This is a genomic window from Pseudoalteromonas sp. SR43-7 (assembly GCF_014163785.1).
Taxonomy (GTDB): Bacteria; Pseudomonadota; Gammaproteobacteria; order Enterobacterales; family Alteromonadaceae; genus Pseudoalteromonas; species Pseudoalteromonas distincta.
On record NZ_JACJDY010000024.1, the window covers coordinates 52,575 to 75,207 of the forward strand.

Below are 22,633 nucleotides of genomic sequence, written 5' to 3' on the forward strand. Positions count from 1 at the left end.
CTTATACAAAAATGACAAATAAAAGTAATAAATTAGTAGTATTAGGTGCAGGCTGGTTAGGACATGCTTTATGCGTAAGTGCGCAAAAAGCTGACTGGCAAGTACAAGGAACGCATAGAACAGATATACACGAGTTTGACTTTGAGCGTCAGTTTACACTTGAAGATGGACAATTGAGGCATCAAGTTGATTTACAAGATGCTTATTGGGTATGTGCTATTCCACCACGTAGCAGGCACAGTGAAAGTAATTATCCTGAAACACTCACCGCGGCGCTTAAGCTTTCAAAGGAGCTAAACGCAAAGGGCTTTTTATTGTGCTCATCAACCGGGGTGTACGATCAAGAGCCTGGTGTATATAGCGAAAGTAGTGATATTTCATGCACAAACGAGCGCCAAATAAAGCTTTATGAAGCTGAAGAGCAAGTACTTGAGCAAGACGGGAAAGTGCTGCGTTTAGCTGGATTACTAGGGCCTAATAGAGAACCAGGGCGTTTTGTGGCAGGTAAAGAGCTCAATACATCAAGTGAGCAAGTGGTAAATATGGTGCATCAACAAGATGTCATTAATGCTATTTTTGCGGTGATAGAGCACTGGCAAATAGGGCAAAATATTTATAATGTTGTTAATCCTGCGCACCCCACAAAAGCTGAATACTACGCGATGAAGTGTCAGCAACATGGTGGTGAAATGCCAACGTTTACAGGAACTGATTCGGCTGAGCGAAAAATATTAGGCTCAGCCATTGAAGCCTTAGGGTTTAGCTATCAGCACGGTATTTAATATGCTGAAGGCAGGGGACTGCTCTCTATAAAGTCGCATAGCTTACCTTCACTTAGTAATGTATTAGCAGCTTCGATATCGGGAGCAAAGTAGCGGTCTTTATCATAATAACTTACATGCTCGCGTAACAATGCTTTAGCGCTTTGCACTTTATCTGATGGTTCAAGCGGCTTTCTAAATTCTAGCCCTTGAACCGATGCTAACCATTCTATTGCCAAAACACCTTGGGTATTATTGGCCATTTCATCTAAGCGCCTTGCTGCAAAGGTTGCCATAGAAACATGATCTTCTTGATTTGCAGATGTAGGCAAGCTATCAACCGAAGCCGGATGTGCTAATGATTTGTTTTCTGAGGCAAGCGCTGCAGCGGTAACCTGGGCAATCATAAATCCTGAATTTACCCCGCCGTTTTCAACTAAAAATGGCGGTAATTTGGATAGGTTTGAATCGATAAGTAATGCAATTCGCCTTTCTGCTAATGCGCCAATTTCTGCAATTGCGATTGCTAAGTTGTCAGCGGCCATTGCAACGGGCTCTGCATGAAAGTTTCCTCCCGATATTATGTCGCCTACATCGGCAAAAACTAGCGGATTATCGGTTACACCGTTCGACTCGCATAGTAACACTTCTGCAGCTTGGCGTATCTGAGTTAGGCAAGCACCTAGCACTTGAGGTTGGCAGCGAAGGCAGTATGGATCTTGTACTTTTTCACAATTGACGTGGGAGGTACTAATTTGAGAGTGCGTATCGAGTAGCTCTCTAAATACTTGAGCGGTGTCTATTTGTCCGCGCTGTCCACGAATTTCATGAATACGTGCATCAAATGGCGCGCGACTGCCCATTGCAGCTTCTATGCTTATTGATCCGATAACGCAGCTTTGTGCATATAAGTTCTCGCTTCTAAATAGGCCTTGTAGTGCAAACGCAGTCGACGCTTGTGTGCCATTTAATAATGCTAAGCCTTCTTTAGCTGCAAGGGTAAGGGGTTCAAGTCCCGCTATTTTTAACCCTTGTGCAGCGCTAATTATTTCTCCTTTATGTCGCATTTGACCTTCAGCTAATAAAGGTAGACACATATGCGCAAGAGGGGCTAAATCTCCCGAGGCCCCCACGGAACCTTTTTTAGGCACGCATGGATATACTTCGCTACTAAGCAGCTGCATAAAAAATTGGATCACTTGCAGGCGAATACCCGAGTAGCCACGTGAAAGCGAATTTACTTTTAAGGTGATCATTAACCTTACTGTGCTGTCATCCATGTATTCGCCAATACCCGCAGCGTGTGAAAGTACAATGGAACGCTGTAATAATTCAAGTTGGTCGTCGGCAATTTTAGTATTGGCTAATAATCCAAAGCCGGTGTTAATTCCATATACAGTGCGGTGTTCATTAATAACGTTTTGAACGGTTTGCGCGCTGGCTGCTATTTGCGACTCGGCATGCTTTGCAAGGCTTAACTTTACCGGTGAATTATTAATTTTTCTTAGTGTGTTTAAATCAAGTGATCCGGGTGTGAGAGTAAGTTCGAACATGATCATTCCTCGTTTAACATAGGTAGGTCTAAATTTTGTTCTTTAGCGCAGTTTTTTGCTATGTCGTATCCGGCATCAGCATGGCGCATTACACCTGTTGCAGGGTCGTTCCACAGTACGCGAGCAATACGCTCTTTAGCTTCATCAGTACCATCGGCAACAATAACTACACCAGAGTGCTGACTAAATCCCATGCCTACACCGCCACCATGATGAAGCGACACCCAAGTAGCGCCACTTGCGGTATTAAGCAGTGCGTTGAGTAATGGCCAATCTGATACTGCATCTGAGCCATCTTTCATGCTCTCTGTTTCGCGGTTAGGGCTGGCAACTGAACCAGAATCGAGGTGGTCACGACCAATAACTATAGGGGCTTTAAGTTCGCCATTTTTAACCATTTCATTAAAGGCCAGTGCAAGGCGCGCTCTATCTTTAAGTCCAACCCAGCAAATACGTGCAGGTAAACCTTGGAATTGTATGCGTTCCCGCGCCATATCAAGCCAGTTATGTAAATGTGCATCATCAGGAATAAGCTCTTTTACTTTAGCGTCGGTTTTATATATATCTTCAGGGTCGCCTGATAATGCTACCCATCTAAATGGTCCAATACCTTCACAAAATAAAGGGCGAATATAGGCGGGCACAAATCCAGGAAAATCAAACGCGTTGGTAACACCCTCATCAAACGCCATTTGACGAATATTATTACCGTAATCAGTAGTGGCGGCACCGGCTTTTTGTAGTGCCAGCATCGCTTTAACTTGGACTGCCATTGATTGTTTAGCAGCTTTTACTACGGCTTTTGGATCTTGCTCACGCATTTTTACGGCGTGCTCCATTGTCCAGTTTTGTGGTAAGTAACCATTCAATGGGTCGTGAGCAGATGTTTGATCTGTGACTACATCAGGGGTAATGCCTGTTTTAACCAGTGTACTAAATACATCGGCAGCGTTACCTAGTAAACCCACTGAGAGGGCTTTACCTTTAACACATGCATCGGTTATTAATTGCAGTGCGTGTTCAAGACTTGTTGCTTTTACATCAACGTAGCCTGTTTTTATACGAAAATCGATACGGCTTTCATCACATTCAACAACTAGCGCACTAAACCCAGCCATTGTAGCTGCAAGTGGTTGCGCACCGCCCATACCACCAAGACCACCTGTTAATACCCATTTACCACTAGCGCTACCTGCAAAATGTTGCTTTGCCATAGCTACAAAGGTTTCGTAAGTTCCTTGTACTATGCCTTGCGAGCCAATATAGATCCAAGAACCCGCCGTCATTTGCCCGTACATCATCAAGCCTTTTTTATCGAGCTCGTTAAAGTGCTCCCAATTTGCCCAGTGTGGAACAAGATTTGAGTTAGCAATAAGCACGCGAGGAGCATTACTGTGGGTTTTAAATACACCAACGGGTTTTCCTGATTGTACAAGCAGGGTTTCGTCGCTTTCGAGCCTATCGAGGGTTTCTATAATTTTGTCATAACTTGGCCAATCACGAGCTGCTCGGCCAATACCACCATATACAACAAGTGCATGAGGATGCTCTGCAACTTCAGGGTCTAAGTTATTCATTAGCATGCGCTTAGCAGCTTCTGTTTGCCAGCTTTTAGCACTTATTTTATCGCCATGAGGTGCACGTATTACGCGACTTGTGTCGAGTCGGTTGTTCATGTTTTGCTCCTGTTGTATATACAAGGTGATTTGTTATAAAAAAAGCGCAGTAAGCGCTATTGTTTGTTATTTTTTAAATGTTAAGTGGCCACCTAAGCGATATTTACTGCCAGGTGATACAAGGCGCGCAAAGCTTACAATGCCTTTAACAGACCAGGTGCGTCGGATCACTTGTAAGCATGGCTCTTCATTATATAAGCTTAACCATTGGCACATTTCGCTGTTTGGCATAATGGCCTCTACTGTATGCCTTGCTTGGGTAAGTGGGGCAACACTAGATAGATATTCATGAGGTGTAAGCATGCTAAAGTCTTGTTGTAAGTAGCCAGTCGCAAGGGCAGGGTTTACAAAACGCTCTTCTAGCTGCAAAGGGCTGTCGTTTTCGTTATGCACAAGTACACTTCGATATACAACACTGTCAACCTCAACACCAAGTGCAATGGCAATAGGTGCGACTGCATTTATTGATTCGAGTATGAGTACGCTACAGGTGTAGTTGCCGTTACGCTCTTTTACTTCATCAGCAATATTTTTTATTTCAAGTAACGATGACTGCGATTTAAATGTAGCTACAAATGTACCTAACCCTTGGCTGCGGGTTAAAATACCTGCCTCGGTTAATTCGCTTAGTGCTCTGCGGGCTGTCATCCTGCTTACACTAAATTGACTACTTAGTTCGTTTTCAGAGGGAACACGTTGGTTTTCTTGCCACGTACCGCTGCGAATTTTATCAACAATGAATTGTTTTATTTGCGCAAATTTAGGTGTCGTCATTAAATTTATGGTTACATTAAAAATAAACTATATAAATAAGATGACACAATTACCTTGTATATACAAGATGGGTTGTTAGACTATATTTTCATTATTCACGGTGTAAAAAGGGCTGCGATATGCAAAGCACAACACAAAATTATGAGTTAGAAGAAATCGACTTACTTTTAACTGATGCCAATATTGCCACTATGGATAGCAATATAAATGCCCCTTATGGCGCAATTGAAAATGCTGCTATAGCCATTAAAAATGGTAAAATTGCGTGGATTGGAGAGCAATCAACATTGCCTAGTTTTGATGTGTTTGCAACGCCGACATTGAGTGTAAAAGGACAGTGGTTAACGCCGGGCTTAGTAGATTGCCATACTCACTTAGTATTTGCAGGTTCAAGATCGCAAGAGTTTGAACAGCGTTTGCAAGGCGTAAGCTATGAGCAAATTGCGGCACAAGGCGGTGGCATAGCAAGTACGGTTAAAGCCACAAGAGCAGCCGACCGTGAACAATTGTTTGTTGATGCAAAAGATCGCTTAAATACGTTGTTAAAAGAAGGTGTAACCACCGTTGAAATAAAGTCTGGTTATGGGCTAGATACAGAAAACGAGATAAAAATATTAGAAGTCGCTCGTTTATTAGGTGAACATCACCCTATTGATATTAAAACTACTTTTTTAGGGGCGCATGCTCTACCGCCTGAATACAAAGGCCGTGCTGATGAATATATTGATTTAGTGTGTACTGACATGCTTGATCAGGTAGTGGCTAATAATCTTGCTGATGCAGTCGATGTATTTTGTGAAAATGTTGGGTTTAGTTATTCGCAAACCAAACGTGTTTTCCAGGCGGCTAAAAAGCATAACCTCCCAGTAAAATGCCATGCTGAGCAGTTATCTAATCAACAGGGGGCTCAGCTGGTGGCGCAGTTTAATGGCCTTTCGGCGGATCATATTGAGCATCTAGATGAAGAGGGTGTAAAAGCCATGGCAGACGCTGGGACGGTAGCGGTATTATTGCCAGGTGCATTTTATTTTTTAAGAGAAACTAAATTCCCACCTATTGAGATACTTAATCAATATAAAGTACCGATAGCTATTGCGAGTGATTTTAACCCGGGTACTTCACCACTATGCTCAGTGCACTTGATGATGAACATGGCATGCACATTGTTTAGATTAACACCTGAGCAAGCATTAGCTGGTGTTACTCGAAATGCAGCTAAAGCACTAGGTTTAGACGACCGTGGTATTTTAAAGGTTGGCGCAAGAGCTGATATTGCGCATTGGCAAATAAGTCATCCATCACAATTAAGTTACCAATTTGGCGTAAATAAACTGTTAAATTTATGGATTTTGGGTAGAATTAATTAGTTTGTATTATTTTTACTCACATATAACTTGGTTTAAACTTTTTTAGCGAATACGGATGCCGTTAATTTGAACATACTAACCGACAGTAATTTCCCAATATTTTTTAGTGGTGCACTATTAATGGCGATGATCGCCACTTTATTTGCTGTTAAAAATACCAGTATTAAATTTAGTTATTTATGCACAGCTGCTGTTGGTTTAGCTATCTTAAGCAGCGGTGCGGCTTGGCTTGCTATTCTACTAGCCTTTGGGTTTTGTTTTCACTTATGGCAAGCATTTGAGCGAAATAATTGGAGCATGATAATTACCAGCTCAATGGCTGGTCTTTTATTTGTTGTTCTATTTTCAGCTCATTTATTATTGGAAGTTCCGCTATTTTGGGTTGTGTTAGCAATATTATTATTAGCTATTGTTGGCTTTTTAAATGATGAAAGTGCTGAAATAGAAGTCGTTATAGAGCCAGAACCTGAAGGTGATGCATTTATTGAAGAGTCTCCGCTTTCAGTTTTTGCAGATAGAAAACAGTTACGCCAAGGTTACTATGCATGGTGCGACAACAAACAAATAAGCGCAGCGTTAATCGTTATTCGCCTTGAAGGCTTTGAGCAAGTTAACCAGCATATTGGACGCGACTTTGGCGATATACTGTTAGCGCAATCGGCTAATCGAATAAAAGAGCTACTTTCAAGTGACGAAATAGTGACTTTAACTGGGCAAGAAAAGCTAGCCCACTTAGGGGGTCTTAACTTTGCATTTATTTGTAGTTTCGCGAATCAAAAACACTTACATGAATTAGTTATTGACCAAATACTGGGTGCAACGCTTAAGCCATTTAATGTTGCTAACTGCACTGTAGAAGTAAAAGCGAGAGCGAGTTATGTTGATTGTAATGAGCAAGATAACAACTTTGATAATTTAATATCGTACGCATACCTAGCACTCGATAGCCACCCAGATCGCAAGGTTGTGCCTTATCATCAACAAATGATGATTGAATTGCGAGAGCAACAAGCGCGACTAAAGGAATTAGCAAATATTGATTTTTCGAGCGAGTTAGAGCTTTATTTTCAGCCTATTATTTGTAACGAAAACGGTCAAATTGAGTTTTTAGAATTACTACTGCGTTGGCAGCACCCTAAGCAAGGGATTTTATCCGCTAACAGGTTTATCGACGACATTAGAATTGCAGGGCTTGGTTATCCACTCGCTAAATTTGTAATAGAGAGAGCTGCTGAGCTTGCAATGGCGCTTAGAATAGAAGGTATTTCTATACCGCTTAGCATTAACGTATTTGGTCCTGAAATGCTTAACGAAGAGTTTATTGAATTTGTTGATGTTGTTTTAAGTGAGCATCACTTGGAAGCTGGCGATTTAATTGTTGAATGCCCTTTGCATATTTTTACGGGACTAGATGATAAAGGCAGAGGCATGATCGCAAGGCTTAATAACATAGGCTTAAAAGTATGTGTTGATGGACTTGGTGATAACCCGGTACTACTTTCTAAGTTACCAAGCTTAGCGGTAGAGTATATTAAGGTTTCACCTTCACTCACTGCTGACTTTAGTAATCAAAACAATATACGCAGTTTAGTTAGCGGAATGGTTGAAATGCATAACCAACAAAAAACAAAAGTGATTTTTGAAGGGGTAGAAACACTTGAGCAACTTAAGTTTGTAAAAAGCTTAAAAGGTTATGCTGCCCAAGGTTATTACTTTGGTCACCCGCTAAGTAGTATTGGTTTAATGAGCTGGCTAAAAGAGTGGCGATTAGTTCAACAGCGCTAAGTGTTTTCTTTGGCTTGTAGATAGCTATTCACAAGTGCACTGATCACTTGCCCTACATGGGCAGCACCGGCCTCAACTCCGCTAGGGTGCTGGCTAGGCGCTGCTTCACATAAATGTAAGTACTTAGAGTGGCGATGGTTTGCTGCTAAGTGCACAAAGTGCTCAGTGTCATTCACACTAAATCCGCAACATGTGTACGCACTAACCGGCATGTAAGTAATACTATCTAAATCAACTTCAATACCCAGTGGTAAATCGTTAAAATTACTTAATGCGTTTTCAATTGCCTGAGTGAGTGTAATTTTTCGCTTAACTTGTATTGATTGATAGCTATCAAACGTAAAGTTAGCTTCACTCATTGCATCTATAATTGCTTGATTGTTTTTTATCTCATGTAAGCCAATAACGTGGTAATTACTTAGATGTTGCTCGTTATAAGCGTAGCGAAAGCCATTGCCGCTATGGCGACCTTCACATTCTCTAAAGTCGGCATGAGGGTCAAAGTTGATAGCATTAATAGGTGTATTTTTTGACTTACTCAGGGCACGGATAATTCCCAAGCAATTGTTATGACCTCCGCCAATAACGATTGGCTCAAGCCCCGCTTTAAAAATAAGGCTCAATACCGACTCTACGCGTTCATCAAGCTGTTGGCATAAATCTCGTAATTGAGTTAACTGCTGGCCTTGCTGATTATTAAGCTGGTTGCTTTGCGCCATTAAATCATCAGTATTAACTTCACCCAATAAAAGCACTTTTTGAGTGGCAATAAATTGATTGTGAGGTTGGTTTAAAAAGCGTTTTAAAAAAGCCGGCCATGCTTCGTTTGCACCGCCATTTCCTAAGTTTGCTTTTGGGCCGATATCTTCGCAAATACCCAGAAGTACATAGCGGATACCAAATTGAGCAGCGTCAACAAGTGCTTGTTGCAGGTTTACTTGGGTGTCGAGCAAGGCCATTGATTGCCATGCTTTTTTCTCATTTGCGCGGGTAGAGCAAAGTGTTCTAACCGCGCTTTCATCATATACTTTTAAATGGGAAGTCACGTTATACTTCTACAACTTCCAACTCTAATTCTTCTGCAGATAAAACAATGCCTGTGCTATCAGCATAAATAAAGTCGTCATCAAAAAATGATACCCCAGCAAAGTTAACGCCTATAGCATCTTCACCAGCACCTTCGCTGTCGGCTGCAACAGGGATTGAAGCAATTGCTTGAATGCCTAAATCAAGCTCTTCAAGCTCATCAACGTGGCGTACTGCGCCGTAAACAACAATACCATTCCAGTTGTTTTCAAGTGCTAGCTCAGCCAATTCAATGTCGATTAGTGCGCGACGAGTTGAGCCGCCACCATCAATAAGAAGTACTAGGTCTGTACCATCTTGAGAAAGTAATTCGCGGATGAGTTCATTATTTTCAAAACATTTAACCGTTTTAATGCGGCCACCAAAGCTGTGTCGACCACCAAAGTTGATGAACATAGGCTCTAGCACGTCAACCACGTCAGCAAAGTGGTCGCATAAATCAGAAGTGCTGTAATCCATTATTTTATCCTCAAAAGGTACATTAATTTATATCTCAGTATACCCTCCTTATAAGCAATAACAACGACTTAATCGCAGTAAATTTAGGCAAAACAAGCGCTAAATCATTAATCGCAATAATAGTGTATTAAAAGCGTCACTCAATTGTTATTTACAACACATAAGCTAAATCGGTGTTCATATGTTATGCAATGAGGGATGGTGATGAATAATAATATGCTTAAAAAGGTAACTCAGATAGATGAGCAATTATTTTTAACTTTGTTTAATTGCAATTCACCGAGGTGGTTTAAAACAATGGCCTTTGGTTTGTCTAAAAGCGGTGATGGTGGGCTTTATATATTAATATGCTTAGCAGTGTGGTGGCTTAGTAATAATGAACAGCACCAATTATTGCCTGTTACTATATTAATTGGTTTTGCTATAGAAAGACCTATTTACCTACTAGCTAAAAATAGATTTGCTCGGATCCGTCCATGCGACTGCTTAGTAACAAATGCCTATATAGTACCGAGCGATAAATTTAGTTTACCATCGGGTCACAGTGCTGCTGCCTTTTTAGTGGCAATTATATTAAGCCATTTTTTTCCAGAATATGCATTACTACTATTTAGTTGGGCTACCGGCGTTGCTATGTCTCGTGTGGTATTGGGTGTGCACTTTCCTGCTGATATTATAATAGGCGCAACGATTGGTAGTTTTTGTGGTTTATTTGCGTTAGCACTTGTGGTGCCTGCATGAAAATATTGTATGGAGTGCAAGGTACCGGTAATGGTCATATAACGCGCGCTCGGGTTATGGCAAGCTGCTTTAATAAGCTCGGTATTGATGTTGATTATGTGTTTTCAGGGCGCGCAAATAAAGATTACTTTGATATGCACGAATTCTCAGATTATAAAGCGTATCGCGGTTTATCGTTTAGCACTGAAAATGGGCAAGTTAAAAATCTCAAAACACTTAAAAACATGCGAATTTGTAAGTTGGTGAGTGATATAAAATCGCTTGAGATAAAACAGTACGATTTTGTACTTAACGACTTTGAGCCTGTGACAGCATGGGCTGCAAAACGGGCAGGTATACCCGTTATTGGCATTAGTCACCAAGCAGCATTTTTGTCAGATAACGTACCTATGTTTGGTCGTGGCGTACTGAGAAAATCACTTATCAAGCATTATGCACCAGCGACTACCTACTTAGGCGTGCACTGGCAACCATTTGCAAATAATATAATACCGCCTTTTATTGCTCATCATAATCACGACAACCCTGTAGCAGTAATGAACAAGGTATTGGTATATTTACCTTTCGAAAACTTAGATAGCGTTGTTGATTATTTAAAAGACTTTCCCGAAAAAGAATTTTATTGTTATCACCCAAATGCCACCAATCAATCTTTTGGACATATACATTTACGTGCCCCTTCACGCTCTGGTTTTTTAAACGACTTAGCAAACACAAGTGGCGTTATTGGTAATGCGGGATTTGAGCTTGCCAGTGAAGCGCTTAAGTTAGGTAAAAAGTTACTATTAAAGCCTTTAGATGGTCAGTTTGAGCAAGCAGCAAATGCACAAACTTTATTTGCCATGGGCATGGCGCATGTTATGAACTATTTAAACCCACAAGCCCTTGATGATTGGAATAGCGCGCCGCAAAACAAGCAGATAAATTACCCCAGCGATCCCGCGCCTTTAATTGATTGGTTGGTTAAACAACAATGGAATAACACACAATCGTTACATAAAGGTTTGTGGGATAGTGTCGCCTTATAGCCATCACATTTAAACTGTTTAGAATTACCAATAATAAAAAGTTAAATTAATTAGTCGCTTTTGATCTATTAGCTATAATAAAAATGCATATTCAAAAAAGGCGTTAGCGATGAATTTTTTACAAAACCTAACAATTAAACGACGTTTACAACTAAACGCAGTCGTTGTTGGTTTAGCAATGGTGGTCCTTTTATGCGTGATTATTTTTGAATCACGTACAACCTTGAGCTTAAACAAGACTATTCAATTAGCAGAAGAGCTCAACGTACATGCATTAGCATTGCGTAAACATGAAAAAAACTTTTTGTTTTATAAACAAGAAGACGCGTTAACTGCATTTGAAACGGATTTTGAGCAGTTAAGTGATAAAGTAAAAAAGTTACAACAGTTAATGGCTAACCAAGGTATTGCACAGGAGCAGGTCCAGCGCTTTGAGCAACTAATAAATAGCTATAATAATGATTTTGAAACTGTTGTTAAGCTTCAAAAAGAGATTGGTTTAACCCCGACCGACGGGTTATATGGCAAGCTTAGAAGCTCGGTTCATGAAGTTGAGCAACTATTAAAAGAGCAGCAAAATTACCAACTGCTGTCGTCAATGCTGCAACTAAGACGCTCAGAAAAAGATTTCATGCTGAGATTTGATATTAAGTACCTAGGGCGTTTTAATGAGGGAATTAATACATTTAAGCAGCAGATAGCTGCAGCACAGCTGCCAAGCGACTATAAAGCACAAATTAATCCTTTGATTGATATATACCAAAGCGAATTTCAAACACTTGTGCAGGCCCAAACTAAGCTAGGGCTAGATCTTGAGTCAGGCGCACTTGGAGTAATGCGTGACAGTGTAGATAAAAGCGACGCCATTGTTTCTAAAATCGTTAAAGACACTAAGTTACAAGTAGAGCAAAGTGTAGAGCAGGCTCAATTTTTAGCTATTTTGGTATTTGTGATTGCAGGTGTGGTTGTATTAGCGCTAGTTTATTTTACAAGCCACTCCATTATTGTACCTATTGAGCGGGTTTATCACACTATTAATGATATTCGTCGTAATAATGATTTGAGCGTGATGATAGAGCAAACAGGTAAAGACGAAATTACCACCATGACTGTCGACTTTAATAGCTTAATAGGCGATTTTAAGAACTTAATTAACGAAGTTAATGGTGCTTTAAACACCCTTAATGTAGCAACCGAGCATTTATCACAAAGTACCGCAGCAACAAGCTCTGGTATGCAAGAGCAACTACATGAAGCAGACATGGTAGCGACAGCTGCAACGCAAATGCAGGCAACTATTCAAGATATCTCTCATAATACTGAAGCCGCAGCTAAAAAAGCAGAATCAACCAACTTAAGCGCACAGCAAGGGCGCAGTGAAGTTGACTCAACGGTTAAACATATTAGAGATTTGTCTAGTTCGTTAGGTAATGCATCAAGTGTTGTATCGCAATTAGAAAAAGACGGCGAAACCATTGGCTCAGTGCTTGATGTAATTCGAGGGATTGCAGATCAAACCAACTTATTAGCGCTTAATGCTGCAATTGAAGCGGCTAGAGCTGGAGAGCAAGGGCGTGGTTTTGCAGTAGTGGCAGATGAAGTTCGCTCACTTGCTCAGCGCACGCAAGAATCGACTAGTGAAATAGAGGGGATTATTAATACCCTGCAACAACGCACTCAAGAGGTGGTTAGTATTATGCACCAGTGCCGCTCGCAAGGAGATGAAAGCGCGTCTCAAGCAATTAAAGCGGGTGAGCTACTTGGTGATATAACCGAAGATGTACAAACTATCATGGAGATGAGTACTCAAATAGCAGTTGCGATTGATGAGCAAAGTCAGGTAGCGTCTGAGGTAAATAAAAACGTAGTACGTATAAGAGATATTGCACAAGATGCTTCGGGACATGCTGCTAATAATGCGCAGACAAGTGAAGAAGTCTCTGAGCAGGCTCGTGTTCTATTCACTGCAATTGATAAGTTTAAGGTGTAATAACCCCTAATAGTGCGGGTCTATAAAGTTTAAGGAACAAACTTTATAGGCACGCTATCTTTACTTTTTTCGTGTTCAGTTACCCGCACTAAATATTCACTCCACAATGTATCTTGTTGCTGTTGTAGTTTTTCAAAGTAGCGCCAACTAAATAGTCCGCTGTTATGGCCATCGTCAAAATCTAAACGAAGTGCGTAATGCCCAACAGGTACAATACTTTTTATTCCTACAGCTTGCTTATTAAGTACTAGCTTCATTGGGCCAGAGCCATGGCCCTGCACTTCAGCTGAAGGGGAGTGTACACGTAAAAACTCACAGCTAAATACAGCTTTACTGTCATCATCAAAGTAAACATCTAGATTTTTACTTACACTGTGGTAATGCACTTTTGTTACGTGTTTCATTTAATATATCCCATTAAAAAGCCCCCAATCTGGAGGCTTTTAGTATAACGTTTATATTCGTTTTATAGAATAAAGCGGCTTAAGTCTTCATCTTCAACAAGTGCACCTAAGTGTTTTTCAACATAAGCGGCGTCGATTACTAATGACGAGCCTGCTTTTTCAGAAGCATCGTATGAAATTTCTTCCATCAATCTTTCCATTACAGTGTGTAGACGACGGGCACCGATGTTTTCGGTTTTCTCGTTAACTTGCCAAGCTGCTTTGGCAATACGTTCAATTGCATCGTCGCTAAACTCAATCGATACCTGCTCAGTTTTAAGCAGCTCTCGTTGTTGCTCGGTAAGCGATGCATGAGGCTCTGTAAGGATGCGTTTAAAGTCATCTGCAGTAAGTGCTTCAAGTTCTACTCGAATCGGTAAGCGGCCCTGTAGCTCTGGGATCATATCTGATGGCTTTGCCATCTGAAACGCACCAGAGGCAATAAACAGCATATGGTCAGTTTTAACCATTCCGTGCTTAGTATTTACAGTTGAACCTTCAATTAGCGGTAGTAAGTCGCGCTGAACACCTTCTCGGCTCACATCTGGACCTGAAGAATCGCCGCGCTTACAAATTTTGTCTATTTCATCAATAAACACAATACCGTTTTGCTCTACTGCAAAAATAGCTTGCTCTTTTAGCTCTTCAGGATTTACTAATTTAGCGGCTTCTTCTTCCGTTAATAGTTTGAAGGCTTCTTTGATTTTTAGTTTACGCTTAGTGCGCTTATCGCCGCCCATGTTTTGAAACATGCTTTGTAGCTGGTTGGTCATATCTTCCATACCAGGAGGCGCCATAATTTCTACGTTTGGTTGTGCTTGTGCTAAATCGATTTCAATTTCTTTATCATCTAGCTGACCTTCACGTAGCTTTTTACGGAACGTTTGGCGAGTTGATGAGTTATCATCACGCTGCGTTTCGCCGTATTGATCTTTCGCTGGTGGTAAAAGGGCATCTAAAATGCGCTCTTCTGCTGCTTCTTCGGCGCGATGTTTAAATTTCTTAGTCTGCTGTTCGCGAGTCATTTTAATTGATACATCGACTAAATCGCGGATGATAGTCTCAACTTCTTTACCAACATAGCCAACTTCAGTGAACTTAGTCGCTTCTACTTTAATAAAGGGTGCGTTAGCAAGTTTTGCTAATCGGCGGGCAATTTCTGTTTTACCTACACCGGTTGGACCAATCATTAAAATGTTTTTTGGTGTTACTTCGCTGCGTAAATCTTCTTTGAGTTGCATGCGGCGCCAGCGGTTACGAAGTGCGATAGCCACTGCTTTTTTTGCTTTAGCCTGACCTATAATGTGCTGATCTAGCTCGTGAACAATTTCTCTTGGGGTCATATCAGACATGATAGTTCCTATTATAATTCTTCGATTGTTTGGAAGTTATTAGTAAATACGCAGATGTTGCCTGCAATAGTTAAGCTTTTCTCTACTATTTCACGAGCGCTTAAATCTGTATTTTCTAAAAGGGCGGTTGCAGCTGATTGTGCAAAGTTACCACCACTACCAATTGCAATTAGGTCGTTTTCAGGTTGAACCACATCGCCATTACCGGTAATAATTAAAGAGGCTGTTTCGTCTGCTACAGCGAGCAGAGCTTCGAGTTTTCGAAGTGCACGGTCGCTGCGCCAATCTTTAGCCATTTCTACTGCGGCTTTAGTTAGGTTTCCTTGGTGCATTTCTAATTTGCTTTCAAAGCGCTCGAAAAGAGTGAAGGCATCAGCAGTACCGCCGGCAAAACCAGCGATTACTTTGCCATTATAAAGACGTCGAACTTTACGGGCGTTGCCCTTCATTACGGTATTACCAAGAGACACTTGGCCATCGCCGCCAATTACAACCTTGTCGCCACGGCGTACACTTACGATAGTAGTCATGTTATTCCTCATCATCGAGCTGCAGAGGCAACTCGTAAAAAACGATTATGAAGAGGTTATATGGGTGAATGGTTTATTTTCAAGTCCAGCCCCAAATTCCGCAGCCGACTATTTTTACACGTTTAAGTTTGTTTTTATCACTTTCGGCTTGGCGTTTGGTTTTATAAGGGCCTAAGCGCACTTTATACCAAGTACCATTGCTGCCTTCAGCCTGTTTTATTTCAGAAATGAGGCCTGCAAATGCTATTTTAGCTTTTAGCGATTCCGCTTGTGCGTGGGTTTTAAACGAACCACACTGCATAACGTAAGGGCCTTTTTGCTCAAGTTCTTTCACTTCAACTTGAATCTCGTGGTTTCTAATTTCTTTAATAAACTCTGGTGTGCGTGGAATAACCACTTCTACTTTTGCGGGCGCAGTGGGGTTTGCTTGTTTTTCGACAAGTTTTGGATCTGCATTACTTTTAATAAACCATAATGTATAAGCAAAACCACCGACGAGTAAGATGGCTATGACAGCTAAAAGAATAGGAAATGGTTTTTTAGCGGGTGCGTTTTTTTTACTGTTTCTGCCTGCAGGCTTTTTGTTAATATAATCGTGCTGTGCCATGGTGTTATTTTGGCCTTAACCTAAATCATGTCTATAGGGTCTACGTCTAAGCTCCAGCGTACTTTTTGTGCAAGTTTACTTGAACTTAAATAATCAACCATTTGCGCAAGGTACTGATGTAATATGCGGCGATCTTGCGCTTGAATATGTAATTGAAAACGATACATACCTGCGACTTTTTCAAGTGGAGCAGGGATCGGACCGAGCAATTGTATACCAGATACCCCATTCACAGGAACCAAATCCGTCAAAAAATCGACGACTAGCTTAATGCTGTGTCCTTGTGCACGGACAATAGCCATATTTGTAATGGGTGGTAAGTCTGCATCATCGCGTTCACTCAGTGCAAAGCGAGCAAAATCTTGGTAACCATTATTAACTAAGTCTTGTAAAAGTGGGTGTTCTGGAAAGTGTGTTTGTAATAATACTTGGCCAGGTTCCCCTGAACGCCCAGCTCGCCCCGCGACCTGAGTAACTAACTGTGCTAAATGCTCTGTCGCCCTAAAGTCGCATGAGTATAAGCCGCTATCTACGTCTAAAATTATAACAAGGCTTACATCTGCAAAGTGATGGCCTTTGGCAAGCATTTGTGTGCCTACTAAAATGCGTGCACCGCCTAGGTTTATTTCATCTAGTGCTTTTTCAAGGCTGCCTTTACGGCGAGTTGAATCGCGGTCTATGCGAGTAACGGGTGTATCTGGAAACTCGGTCGATAAAAACTCTTCAATTTGCTCTGTACCTTTGCCATTTGGAAATATTTGCGTACTTCCACAATCAGGACATTGGTGAGGAACAGGGTATTGATCGCCACAGTGGTGACAAATCATTTGCCCAATCGCTTTATGAAATGTGGCGCTGGTACTGCAGCGTTTACATTCACTTAGCCAGCCACATTCATGGCAAATAAGAGTGGGTGAGAAACCTCGACGATTTAAAAACACCATAACCTGTTTACCGCGGTTTAAGTGTTGGCGCATAGTGGCAAGGCTTGCATGTGCAATACCTGCTTGGTCGGGTTGGCCTTTCATATCGAGTAACTTAAATTGGTTATCTGTCGCAGTTTGCGCGCGCTCGGTTAAACTTAGTAGCTGATATTTGTTATTAATTGCTTTGTGAAGTGTTTCAAGTGCGGGTGTAGCACTGCCTAATATAAGTGGTATTTTATGCTGAAAAGCTCTGTATGCGGCCAAATCACGAGCATGGTAACGAAGGGTATCTTGTTGCTTAAATGATGAATCGTGCTCTTCATCGACAACTATCATACCGAGTTTTAAAAATGGCAGAAAAATACTCGAACGTGTGCCTATAACTATTGCACAACTGCCTTTTTCGCAAAAGCGCCATGTTTGCAATCGCTCGTTGTCGGTAAGGGCTGAATGCCAAAGCATAATGGGTGTATCAGGAAAGCGGCGACGAAAACGGTTTACAGTTTGTGGCGTTAAGCCTATTTCTGGCACTAATACTAATGCTTGCTCGCCACGTTTTAATACTTCTTCTAGGCACTGTAAATACACTTCTGTTTTACCACTGCCAGTTACGCCTTCTAATAAAAAGCTGCTAAATCCACTACTTTGATTTATTGCCGTACAGGCAACCGCTTGTTCTTTATTAAGTACTGGTTTACTACCGACAGTTGGAGCAACACTTTGCCATTGGTTATCGTGCTCAATAGTTTGTGTTATGAGTTCTTTATCTATTAGGCTATCGATTGTTTTTTTACTAAAGCCAAGAGCTTTTAATTCGGTTAACGATGATTTCCCCGATTGCGATAACTGCTTTAATAAATTGAGCTGTGTTTTAGCTTTTAATGACGGTACTTTTGCACCTTTTTCTGTCAGGGCAACCATATTAATACTGGTTTTATCTGGCGATTCACCTTGGCGAAGTACACTCGGTAGCGCTATGTGAATAGTTTCGCCTAAGGGGTAGCAATAATAGCGGGCAGTAAAGCTAAGGAGTTCTAAATGTTGGGCACTTAAAATAGGGGTATCGTCTATTACCTCTATAATATTCTTAATTTTATTTAAAGGGACGTCGGTACTGTTTTTAATGCCCAGAACAACAGCCACTTTTTTTTGATTACCAAAAGGCACTAAAACCCGCATGCCCGGAAGTATTGGGGTTGATAAGCCACTGAGCTGCTCTTCTATTTTATAATCAAAGGTGCGTGGAAGCGGGACTTTAATAGCAACTTCAACAAAACTCATAACAACTCAACCCGTAAAATTAATGCTGTAATGTACTAAAAATACCGCTAAAAACCTACTAGCAATAGTACTTGAGAAAGAGATTGTTCACTTTTTTAGCGAAAAGATAAATAAATACTTGTGCAGGGGAAGGTTGTTGGATAGAATCCGCCACCAACAAATTTGTTTTAACGACGTATGGTGCCAGACTTCGGGTTTGGAGAGCGATGCGGCCTTAACTAGAGGTTCCTATGAAAGAAGGTATTCACCCTAAGTACGAAGTAATTTCTGCAACATGTTCATGCGGAAACAAATTCGAAACTAGCTCAACTCTTTGTAAAGACATTCACTTAGACGTATGTTCTGCGTGTCACCCGTTTTACACTGGTAAGCAAAAGATTTTAGACACTGGCGGCCGTGTTGATCGCTTCAACAAGCGCTTCGGTGCACTTAGCAGCAAGAAGTAATTATTGCTGTTTAGTTAAAAAAAGCACCTTAGGGTGCTTTTTTTGTGTCTAAAATTTACTACTTCTTATCTTATTTAGCTTGCTCGAGCTACATCACACCTTGCATAACTATTTCCTATTCTTATTCTGAGTATGCATAAACCTTTACAGACAAATCGATAGATATTCTCTATATTTTAAATAGTACAAATTTTAACTAGGTTGATAAAAGTAGCTAACGTGGGCTTATCTGTTTTTAAAGTAGTGTAGTAGGCTGTTATTTTAAGTTTGTGATGATGTGTTAAACATACATTTTTTTAATATTTTAATAGACATAAACACACCTCAAAACTTACTTTTTTGGTGAATTTTTATTTATCAAATGTTTATATAATCCTGCAAAGTTACTGAAAAACCTCTTAAAATTAAAGGATATAGCATATAACAGGATAGACCTGATATTGCTTGGAATTTAAAAATAATAAGGGTATCGTACCCCAAGACTCCACCTCTCACTTTAACTTAAATTGCAGGATACCATCGCGTTATGTCTGACTTTCGTGAACAAGCACTACATTATCACTCACATCCCGTACCTGGTAAAATTAGCATTGAGCTAACAAAACCAGCTGAAACAGTTCAAGACTTAGCCCTAGCTTATAGCCCAGGTGTCGCTGAGCCTGTACGTGAAATTGCCGCAGATCCTGCAAATGCATATAAATATACCGGTAAAGGTAACATGGTTGCGGTTATCACTAATGGTACTGCAATTTTGGGCTTGGGTAATTTAGGTCCTTTAGCGTCTAAGCCCGTAATGGAAGGCAAGGCGTTATTGTTTAAACGTTTTGCAGGGCTTGATTCTATTGATATTGAAGTAAAGCACAAAACAACAGAAGACTTTATTAACACGGTTGCCAATATTGCTGACACATTTGGTGGTATTAACCTTGAAGATATTAAAGCACCAGAGTGTTTTGAAATTGAAAAAGCATTAATAGAGCGTTGTAGCATTCCTGTTTTTCATGACGACCAACACGGCACCGCCATTGTGACGGCTGCCGGCATGTTAAATGCGCTAGAAGTACAAGGTAAATCAATTGAAGATGCAATAATTGTATGTTTAGGTGCAGGCGCTGCTGCAGTTGCGTGTATGGAACTGTTAATTAAGTGTGGTGCACTGCGTGAACACATTTATATGCTTGACCGCAAAGGTGTTATTCATACTCGTCGCGATGATTTAAACGAATATAAACAGCTTTTTGCTAACAATACCGATAAACGCACATTGCAAGATGTAATTGCAGATGCTGATGTGTTTGTTGGTGTTTCGGGTCCTAACTTGTTAGCTGCCGAAGATTTAAAACTAATGGCAGAAAAGCCGATCGTGTTTGCATGTTCAAACCCAGATCCAGAGATCGATCCTGCACTTGCTCACGGCGCACGCAACGATTTAATTATGGCAACAGGGCGCTCTGATTACCCTAACCAGGTTAACAATGTTTTATGTTTTCCGTTTATTTTCCGTGGTGCACTTGATGTACGTGCAAGCGCGATTAACGATGAAATGAAAATTGCTGCAGTTGAGGCTATTCGTAGTATTGCCAAAGAGCCTGTACCTGCAGAAGTTTTAAAAGCCGCAGGCGTAGATAAGCTAGAGTTTGGTGCGCAGTATATTATTCCAAAACCAATGGATCCGCGTTTACTACCGCGTATAGCTAAAGCTGTAGCACTTGCTGCGGTAGAGTCGGGTGTTGCGCAAATTGACTTGCCTGAAAATTATATGGCGTAATATATAACGCTTAAACAAAAAAACCTCAGCAATGCTGAGGTTTTTTGATTAAAAAGGTAACGATTTATTCTTCGTTTAAAATAGGCACTTCTAAACCCATTTCTTGCATTATCTTTTTAACTTCTTCTGGTACTTTTTCTGCGTTGTCTTTACGTAGGTCATCGTCATTTGGTAAAGGTTGGCCAGTAAATGCATGCAAAAACGCCTCACATAGCAATTCACTATTTGTTGCATGGCGAAGGTTGTTGATTTGACGACGCGTACGCTCATCCGTTAAAACTTTTAATACATTTAGCGGGATCGAAACGGTGATCTTTTTAACTTGCTCTGATTTTTTCCCGTGTTCTGCGTATGGGTGAATATACTCACCATTCCATTTAGCCATAAGATGTATCGTTGCCTCAGATTATTAATTTCTCACACGGTATAAAAAGCGTGTAAATATGCGTGAAATTCTATCGATTTAAAAAAGATAGTCAAATAATAGATACCGATCTATCTTAATAAGCCTATTTGGGATGTAAAAATAAGCTCACTTTTGTGAGCTAAAATGTGGTACTAGCAAACGCCTTTCCTAACTTTAGCCATCTAGAGCTTTAAAATACTTTGACTTATTAAAACGGATAACTTACTCTTTTAGACGTCTAAACATCCAAATTAATCAGGTGACGAATATGAGCGAAAAAAACAAAGCGACCATTGCTGTACGTAACGGCGTTGATGCTGATAAACATCATGGTGCAGTGGTGCCGCCAATTTATTTATCAACGACTTATTCGTTTGCCGACTTTGATACTAAGCGTGAGTATGATTATGGCCGCAGTGGTAACCCTAATCGTGATATTTTAGCAGAGACGCTTGCTAAGCTTGAAGGCGGCGCTCGCGGCATAATTACGGCCACTGGTATGGCAGCCGTGCATTTAGCTACTCAGCTACTTAACAGTGACGACACGTTAGTAATTCCACATGATTGTTATGGTGGTAGCTATCGTTTATTTACATCGTTACAAAAACGCGGACTATTGAAGCTTGAAGTATTAGATTTAACAAAAGAAGAAAGCCTTCAACAAATTTTAGCAATTAAACCTAAGCTTATTTGGATAGAGACTCCAAGTAACCCAGTACTTCGTTTAACCGATATTAAAGCGGTTACCGATGTTGCTAAGCAATGCGGTGCATTGGTTGCCGCAGATAACACGTTTTTGTCTCCTGCCTTACAAAACCCTATTAAGTTTGGTGTAGATATTGTGGTGCATTCAACCACTAAATATATTAACGGGCACTCAGATGTAGTGGGCGGCGCTGTTATTGCTGCAACACAAGAGCTTGGTGATGAGCTTGCTTGGTGGGCAAATAATATTGGTATTACGGGCGCGCCTTTTGATAGTTATTTAACGCTTCGTGGTCTACGTACTTTAAATGTGCGCTTAAGGCAGCACCAAGAAAATGCGCTAGCAATAGCTAAGTACCTTGAAAGTTCCAATTTTGTAAGCCAAGTTTACTATCCAGGACTTGAGTCGCATCCTCAACATGAGCTTGCTAAAGCACAACAACTTGGCTTTGGTGGCATGGCTAGTTTTGATATTAAAGGCGATATAAACGACGCTGCAGCATTTTTAACAAGTCTTAAAACGTTTAGTTTAGCTGAGTCACTAGGTGGCGTAGAGAGTTTAATTTGTCACCCCGCAACTATGACGCACGCAGGCATGGAGGCAAAGGCACGTTTAGAAGCGGGTGTGGGCGACACGCTTATTCGTATTTCGGTTGGGATTGAAGATATACACGATTTAATAGCTGACTTTGAACGAGTATTTGAACTTGTAAAACCAGGGCAAAATAAAAATGTTGGCCGTGTAGGCAAAGGTGCTGGCACTCCTGATGGAAACGTTAAATTAAGTGCAGCCCGTCCAGCGCTTTGGTAAGTAATACCAATCCCTAGGGCGTGTTGATCTTTGGTGGGTGAATTTGCAGCAGTATGTTTGGTTTTTAGGCAAGGCGGAGCCTATGTAGTGTGGTTATTCCCCATGAATAGGCGATAACGCAGCATAAATACCAAACAT

20 protein-coding genes are annotated in these 22,633 nt (G+C 40.8%); 9 read left to right on the forward strand and 11 right to left on the reverse strand.

Features of this window, described 5'->3' with window-relative positions:
- Positions 1-11 precede the first annotated feature (11 nt).
- The gene (locus H5087_RS16615; protein WP_182672762.1) at positions 12-782 is read left to right on the forward strand and encodes an NADP-binding protein; all 771 of its coding nucleotides are present in this window, start codon (positions 12-14) and stop codon (positions 780-782) included.
- Here the strand turns inward: H5087_RS16615 and hutH are convergent.
- The 3 genes from hutH to hutC all read right to left on the reverse strand — a co-directional run bounded on the left by hutH (position 779) and on the right by hutC (position 4,764).
- Positions 779-2,314, reverse strand: coding sequence for a histidine ammonia-lyase (gene hutH / locus H5087_RS16620; protein ID WP_182672763.1), 1,536 nt, complete (start codon positions 2,312-2,314; stop codon positions 779-781). The genes H5087_RS16615 and hutH overlap by 4 nt on opposite strands.
- Positions 2,315-2,316: 2 nt before the next feature.
- Positions 2,317-3,990, reverse strand: coding sequence for a urocanate hydratase (gene hutU / locus H5087_RS16625; protein WP_182672764.1), 1,674 nt, complete (start codon positions 3,988-3,990; stop codon positions 2,317-2,319).
- 66 nt (positions 3,991-4,056) lie between these two features.
- The gene (gene hutC / locus H5087_RS16630) at positions 4,057-4,764 is read right to left on the reverse strand and encodes a histidine utilization repressor (RefSeq protein ID WP_182672765.1); all 708 of its coding nucleotides are present in this window, start codon (positions 4,762-4,764) and stop codon (positions 4,057-4,059) included.
- 119 nt (positions 4,765-4,883) lie between these two features.
- On the opposite strand from hutC, the gene hutI reads away from it, so the two are divergent.
- Both hutI and H5087_RS16640 read left to right on the forward strand, forming a co-directional pair.
- A complete protein-coding gene (gene hutI, locus H5087_RS16635; protein WP_182672766.1) occupies positions 4,884-6,131 on the forward strand; it encodes an imidazolonepropionase in 1,248 nt (415 codons plus the stop codon).
- Between the two features lie 120 nt (positions 6,132-6,251).
- Positions 6,252-7,916 (forward strand): EAL domain-containing protein, encoded by a 1,665-nt coding sequence (locus H5087_RS16640; protein ID WP_024596305.1) that lies wholly within the window; start codon positions 6,252-6,254, stop codon positions 7,914-7,916.
- Here H5087_RS16640 and H5087_RS16645 read toward each other — a convergent pair.
- A complete protein-coding gene (locus tag H5087_RS16645; RefSeq protein WP_182672767.1) occupies positions 7,913-8,962 on the reverse strand; it encodes a formimidoylglutamase in 1,050 nt (349 codons plus the stop codon). The two genes, H5087_RS16640 and H5087_RS16645, sit on opposite strands and share 4 nt — an antisense overlap.
- 1 nt (position 8,963) lies before the next feature.
- Entirely contained in the window at positions 8,964-9,461 is a 498-nt protein-coding gene (gene rraA / locus H5087_RS16650; RefSeq protein ID WP_002959955.1) for a ribonuclease E activity regulator RraA, read from the reverse strand.
- Between the two features lie 201 nt (positions 9,462-9,662).
- On the opposite strand from rraA, the gene H5087_RS16655 reads away from it, so the two are divergent.
- The 3 genes from H5087_RS16655 to H5087_RS16665 all read left to right on the forward strand — a co-directional run bounded on the left by H5087_RS16655 (position 9,663) and on the right by H5087_RS16665 (position 13,220).
- Complete coding sequence (locus H5087_RS16655; RefSeq protein WP_024596307.1) at positions 9,663-10,202, forward strand: phosphatase PAP2 family protein; 540 nt, start codon at positions 9,663-9,665, stop codon at positions 10,200-10,202.
- Positions 10,199-11,230, forward strand: a complete 1,032-nt coding sequence (locus H5087_RS16660) for an MJ1255/VC2487 family glycosyltransferase (protein ID WP_154903919.1) — start codon at positions 10,199-10,201, stop codon at positions 11,228-11,230. The genes H5087_RS16655 and H5087_RS16660 overlap by 4 nt, the downstream gene beginning before the upstream one ends.
- A 109-nt stretch (positions 11,231-11,339) precedes the next feature.
- Complete coding sequence (locus tag H5087_RS16665) at positions 11,340-13,220, forward strand: methyl-accepting chemotaxis protein (RefSeq protein WP_182672768.1); 1,881 nt, start codon at positions 11,340-11,342, stop codon at positions 13,218-13,220.
- Between the two features lie 29 nt (positions 13,221-13,249).
- On the opposite strand, the gene H5087_RS16670 is transcribed toward H5087_RS16665, so the two are convergent.
- From H5087_RS16670 to priA, 5 genes are all read right to left on the reverse strand, one after another.
- Complete coding sequence (locus H5087_RS16670; protein WP_024596309.1) at positions 13,250-13,624, reverse strand: gamma-butyrobetaine hydroxylase-like domain-containing protein; 375 nt, start codon at positions 13,622-13,624, stop codon at positions 13,250-13,252.
- 62 nt (positions 13,625-13,686) lie between these two features.
- Positions 13,687-15,015: an HslU--HslV peptidase ATPase subunit gene (gene hslU / locus H5087_RS16675; RefSeq protein ID WP_024596310.1), complete on the reverse strand. Its 1,329-nt coding sequence runs from the start codon at positions 15,013-15,015 to the stop codon at positions 13,687-13,689.
- A gap of 11 nt (positions 15,016-15,026) precedes the next feature.
- Positions 15,027-15,545: an ATP-dependent protease subunit HslV gene (gene hslV, locus H5087_RS16680; protein WP_002958366.1), complete on the reverse strand. Its 519-nt coding sequence runs from the start codon at positions 15,543-15,545 to the stop codon at positions 15,027-15,029.
- A 79-nt stretch (positions 15,546-15,624) separates the two neighbouring features.
- A complete protein-coding gene (locus H5087_RS16685) occupies positions 15,625-16,152 on the reverse strand; it encodes an SPOR domain-containing protein (protein ID WP_024596311.1) in 528 nt (175 codons plus the stop codon).
- Between the two features lie 20 nt (positions 16,153-16,172).
- Positions 16,173-18,359, reverse strand: a complete 2,187-nt coding sequence (gene priA, locus H5087_RS16690; protein ID WP_154903921.1) for a primosomal protein N' — start codon at positions 18,357-18,359, stop codon at positions 16,173-16,175.
- A gap of 230 nt (positions 18,360-18,589) precedes the next feature.
- On the opposite strand from priA, the gene rpmE reads away from it, so the two are divergent.
- Both rpmE and H5087_RS16700 read left to right on the forward strand, forming a co-directional pair.
- Positions 18,590-18,805 (forward strand): 50S ribosomal protein L31, encoded by a 216-nt coding sequence (rpmE, locus tag H5087_RS16695; RefSeq protein ID WP_002958369.1) that lies wholly within the window; start codon positions 18,590-18,592, stop codon positions 18,803-18,805.
- A gap of 526 nt (positions 18,806-19,331) precedes the next feature.
- Positions 19,332-20,573: a malic enzyme-like NAD(P)-binding protein gene (locus H5087_RS16700; RefSeq protein ID WP_024596313.1), complete on the forward strand. Its 1,242-nt coding sequence runs from the start codon at positions 19,332-19,334 to the stop codon at positions 20,571-20,573.
- Positions 20,574-20,637: 64 nt separating this feature from the next.
- On the opposite strand, the gene metJ is transcribed toward H5087_RS16700, so the two are convergent.
- Positions 20,638-20,958 carry a met regulon transcriptional regulator MetJ gene (metJ, locus tag H5087_RS16705; protein WP_002958371.1) on the reverse strand — a complete coding sequence of 107 codons (321 nt, stop codon included), beginning with the start codon at positions 20,956-20,958 and terminating at the stop codon, positions 20,638-20,640.
- A 289-nt stretch (positions 20,959-21,247) separates the two neighbouring features.
- On the opposite strand from metJ, the gene metB reads away from it, so the two are divergent.
- Entirely contained in the window at positions 21,248-22,495 is a 1,248-nt protein-coding gene (gene metB, locus H5087_RS16710) for a cystathionine gamma-synthase (protein WP_182672769.1), read from the forward strand.
- Positions 22,496-22,633 lie beyond the last annotated feature (138 nt).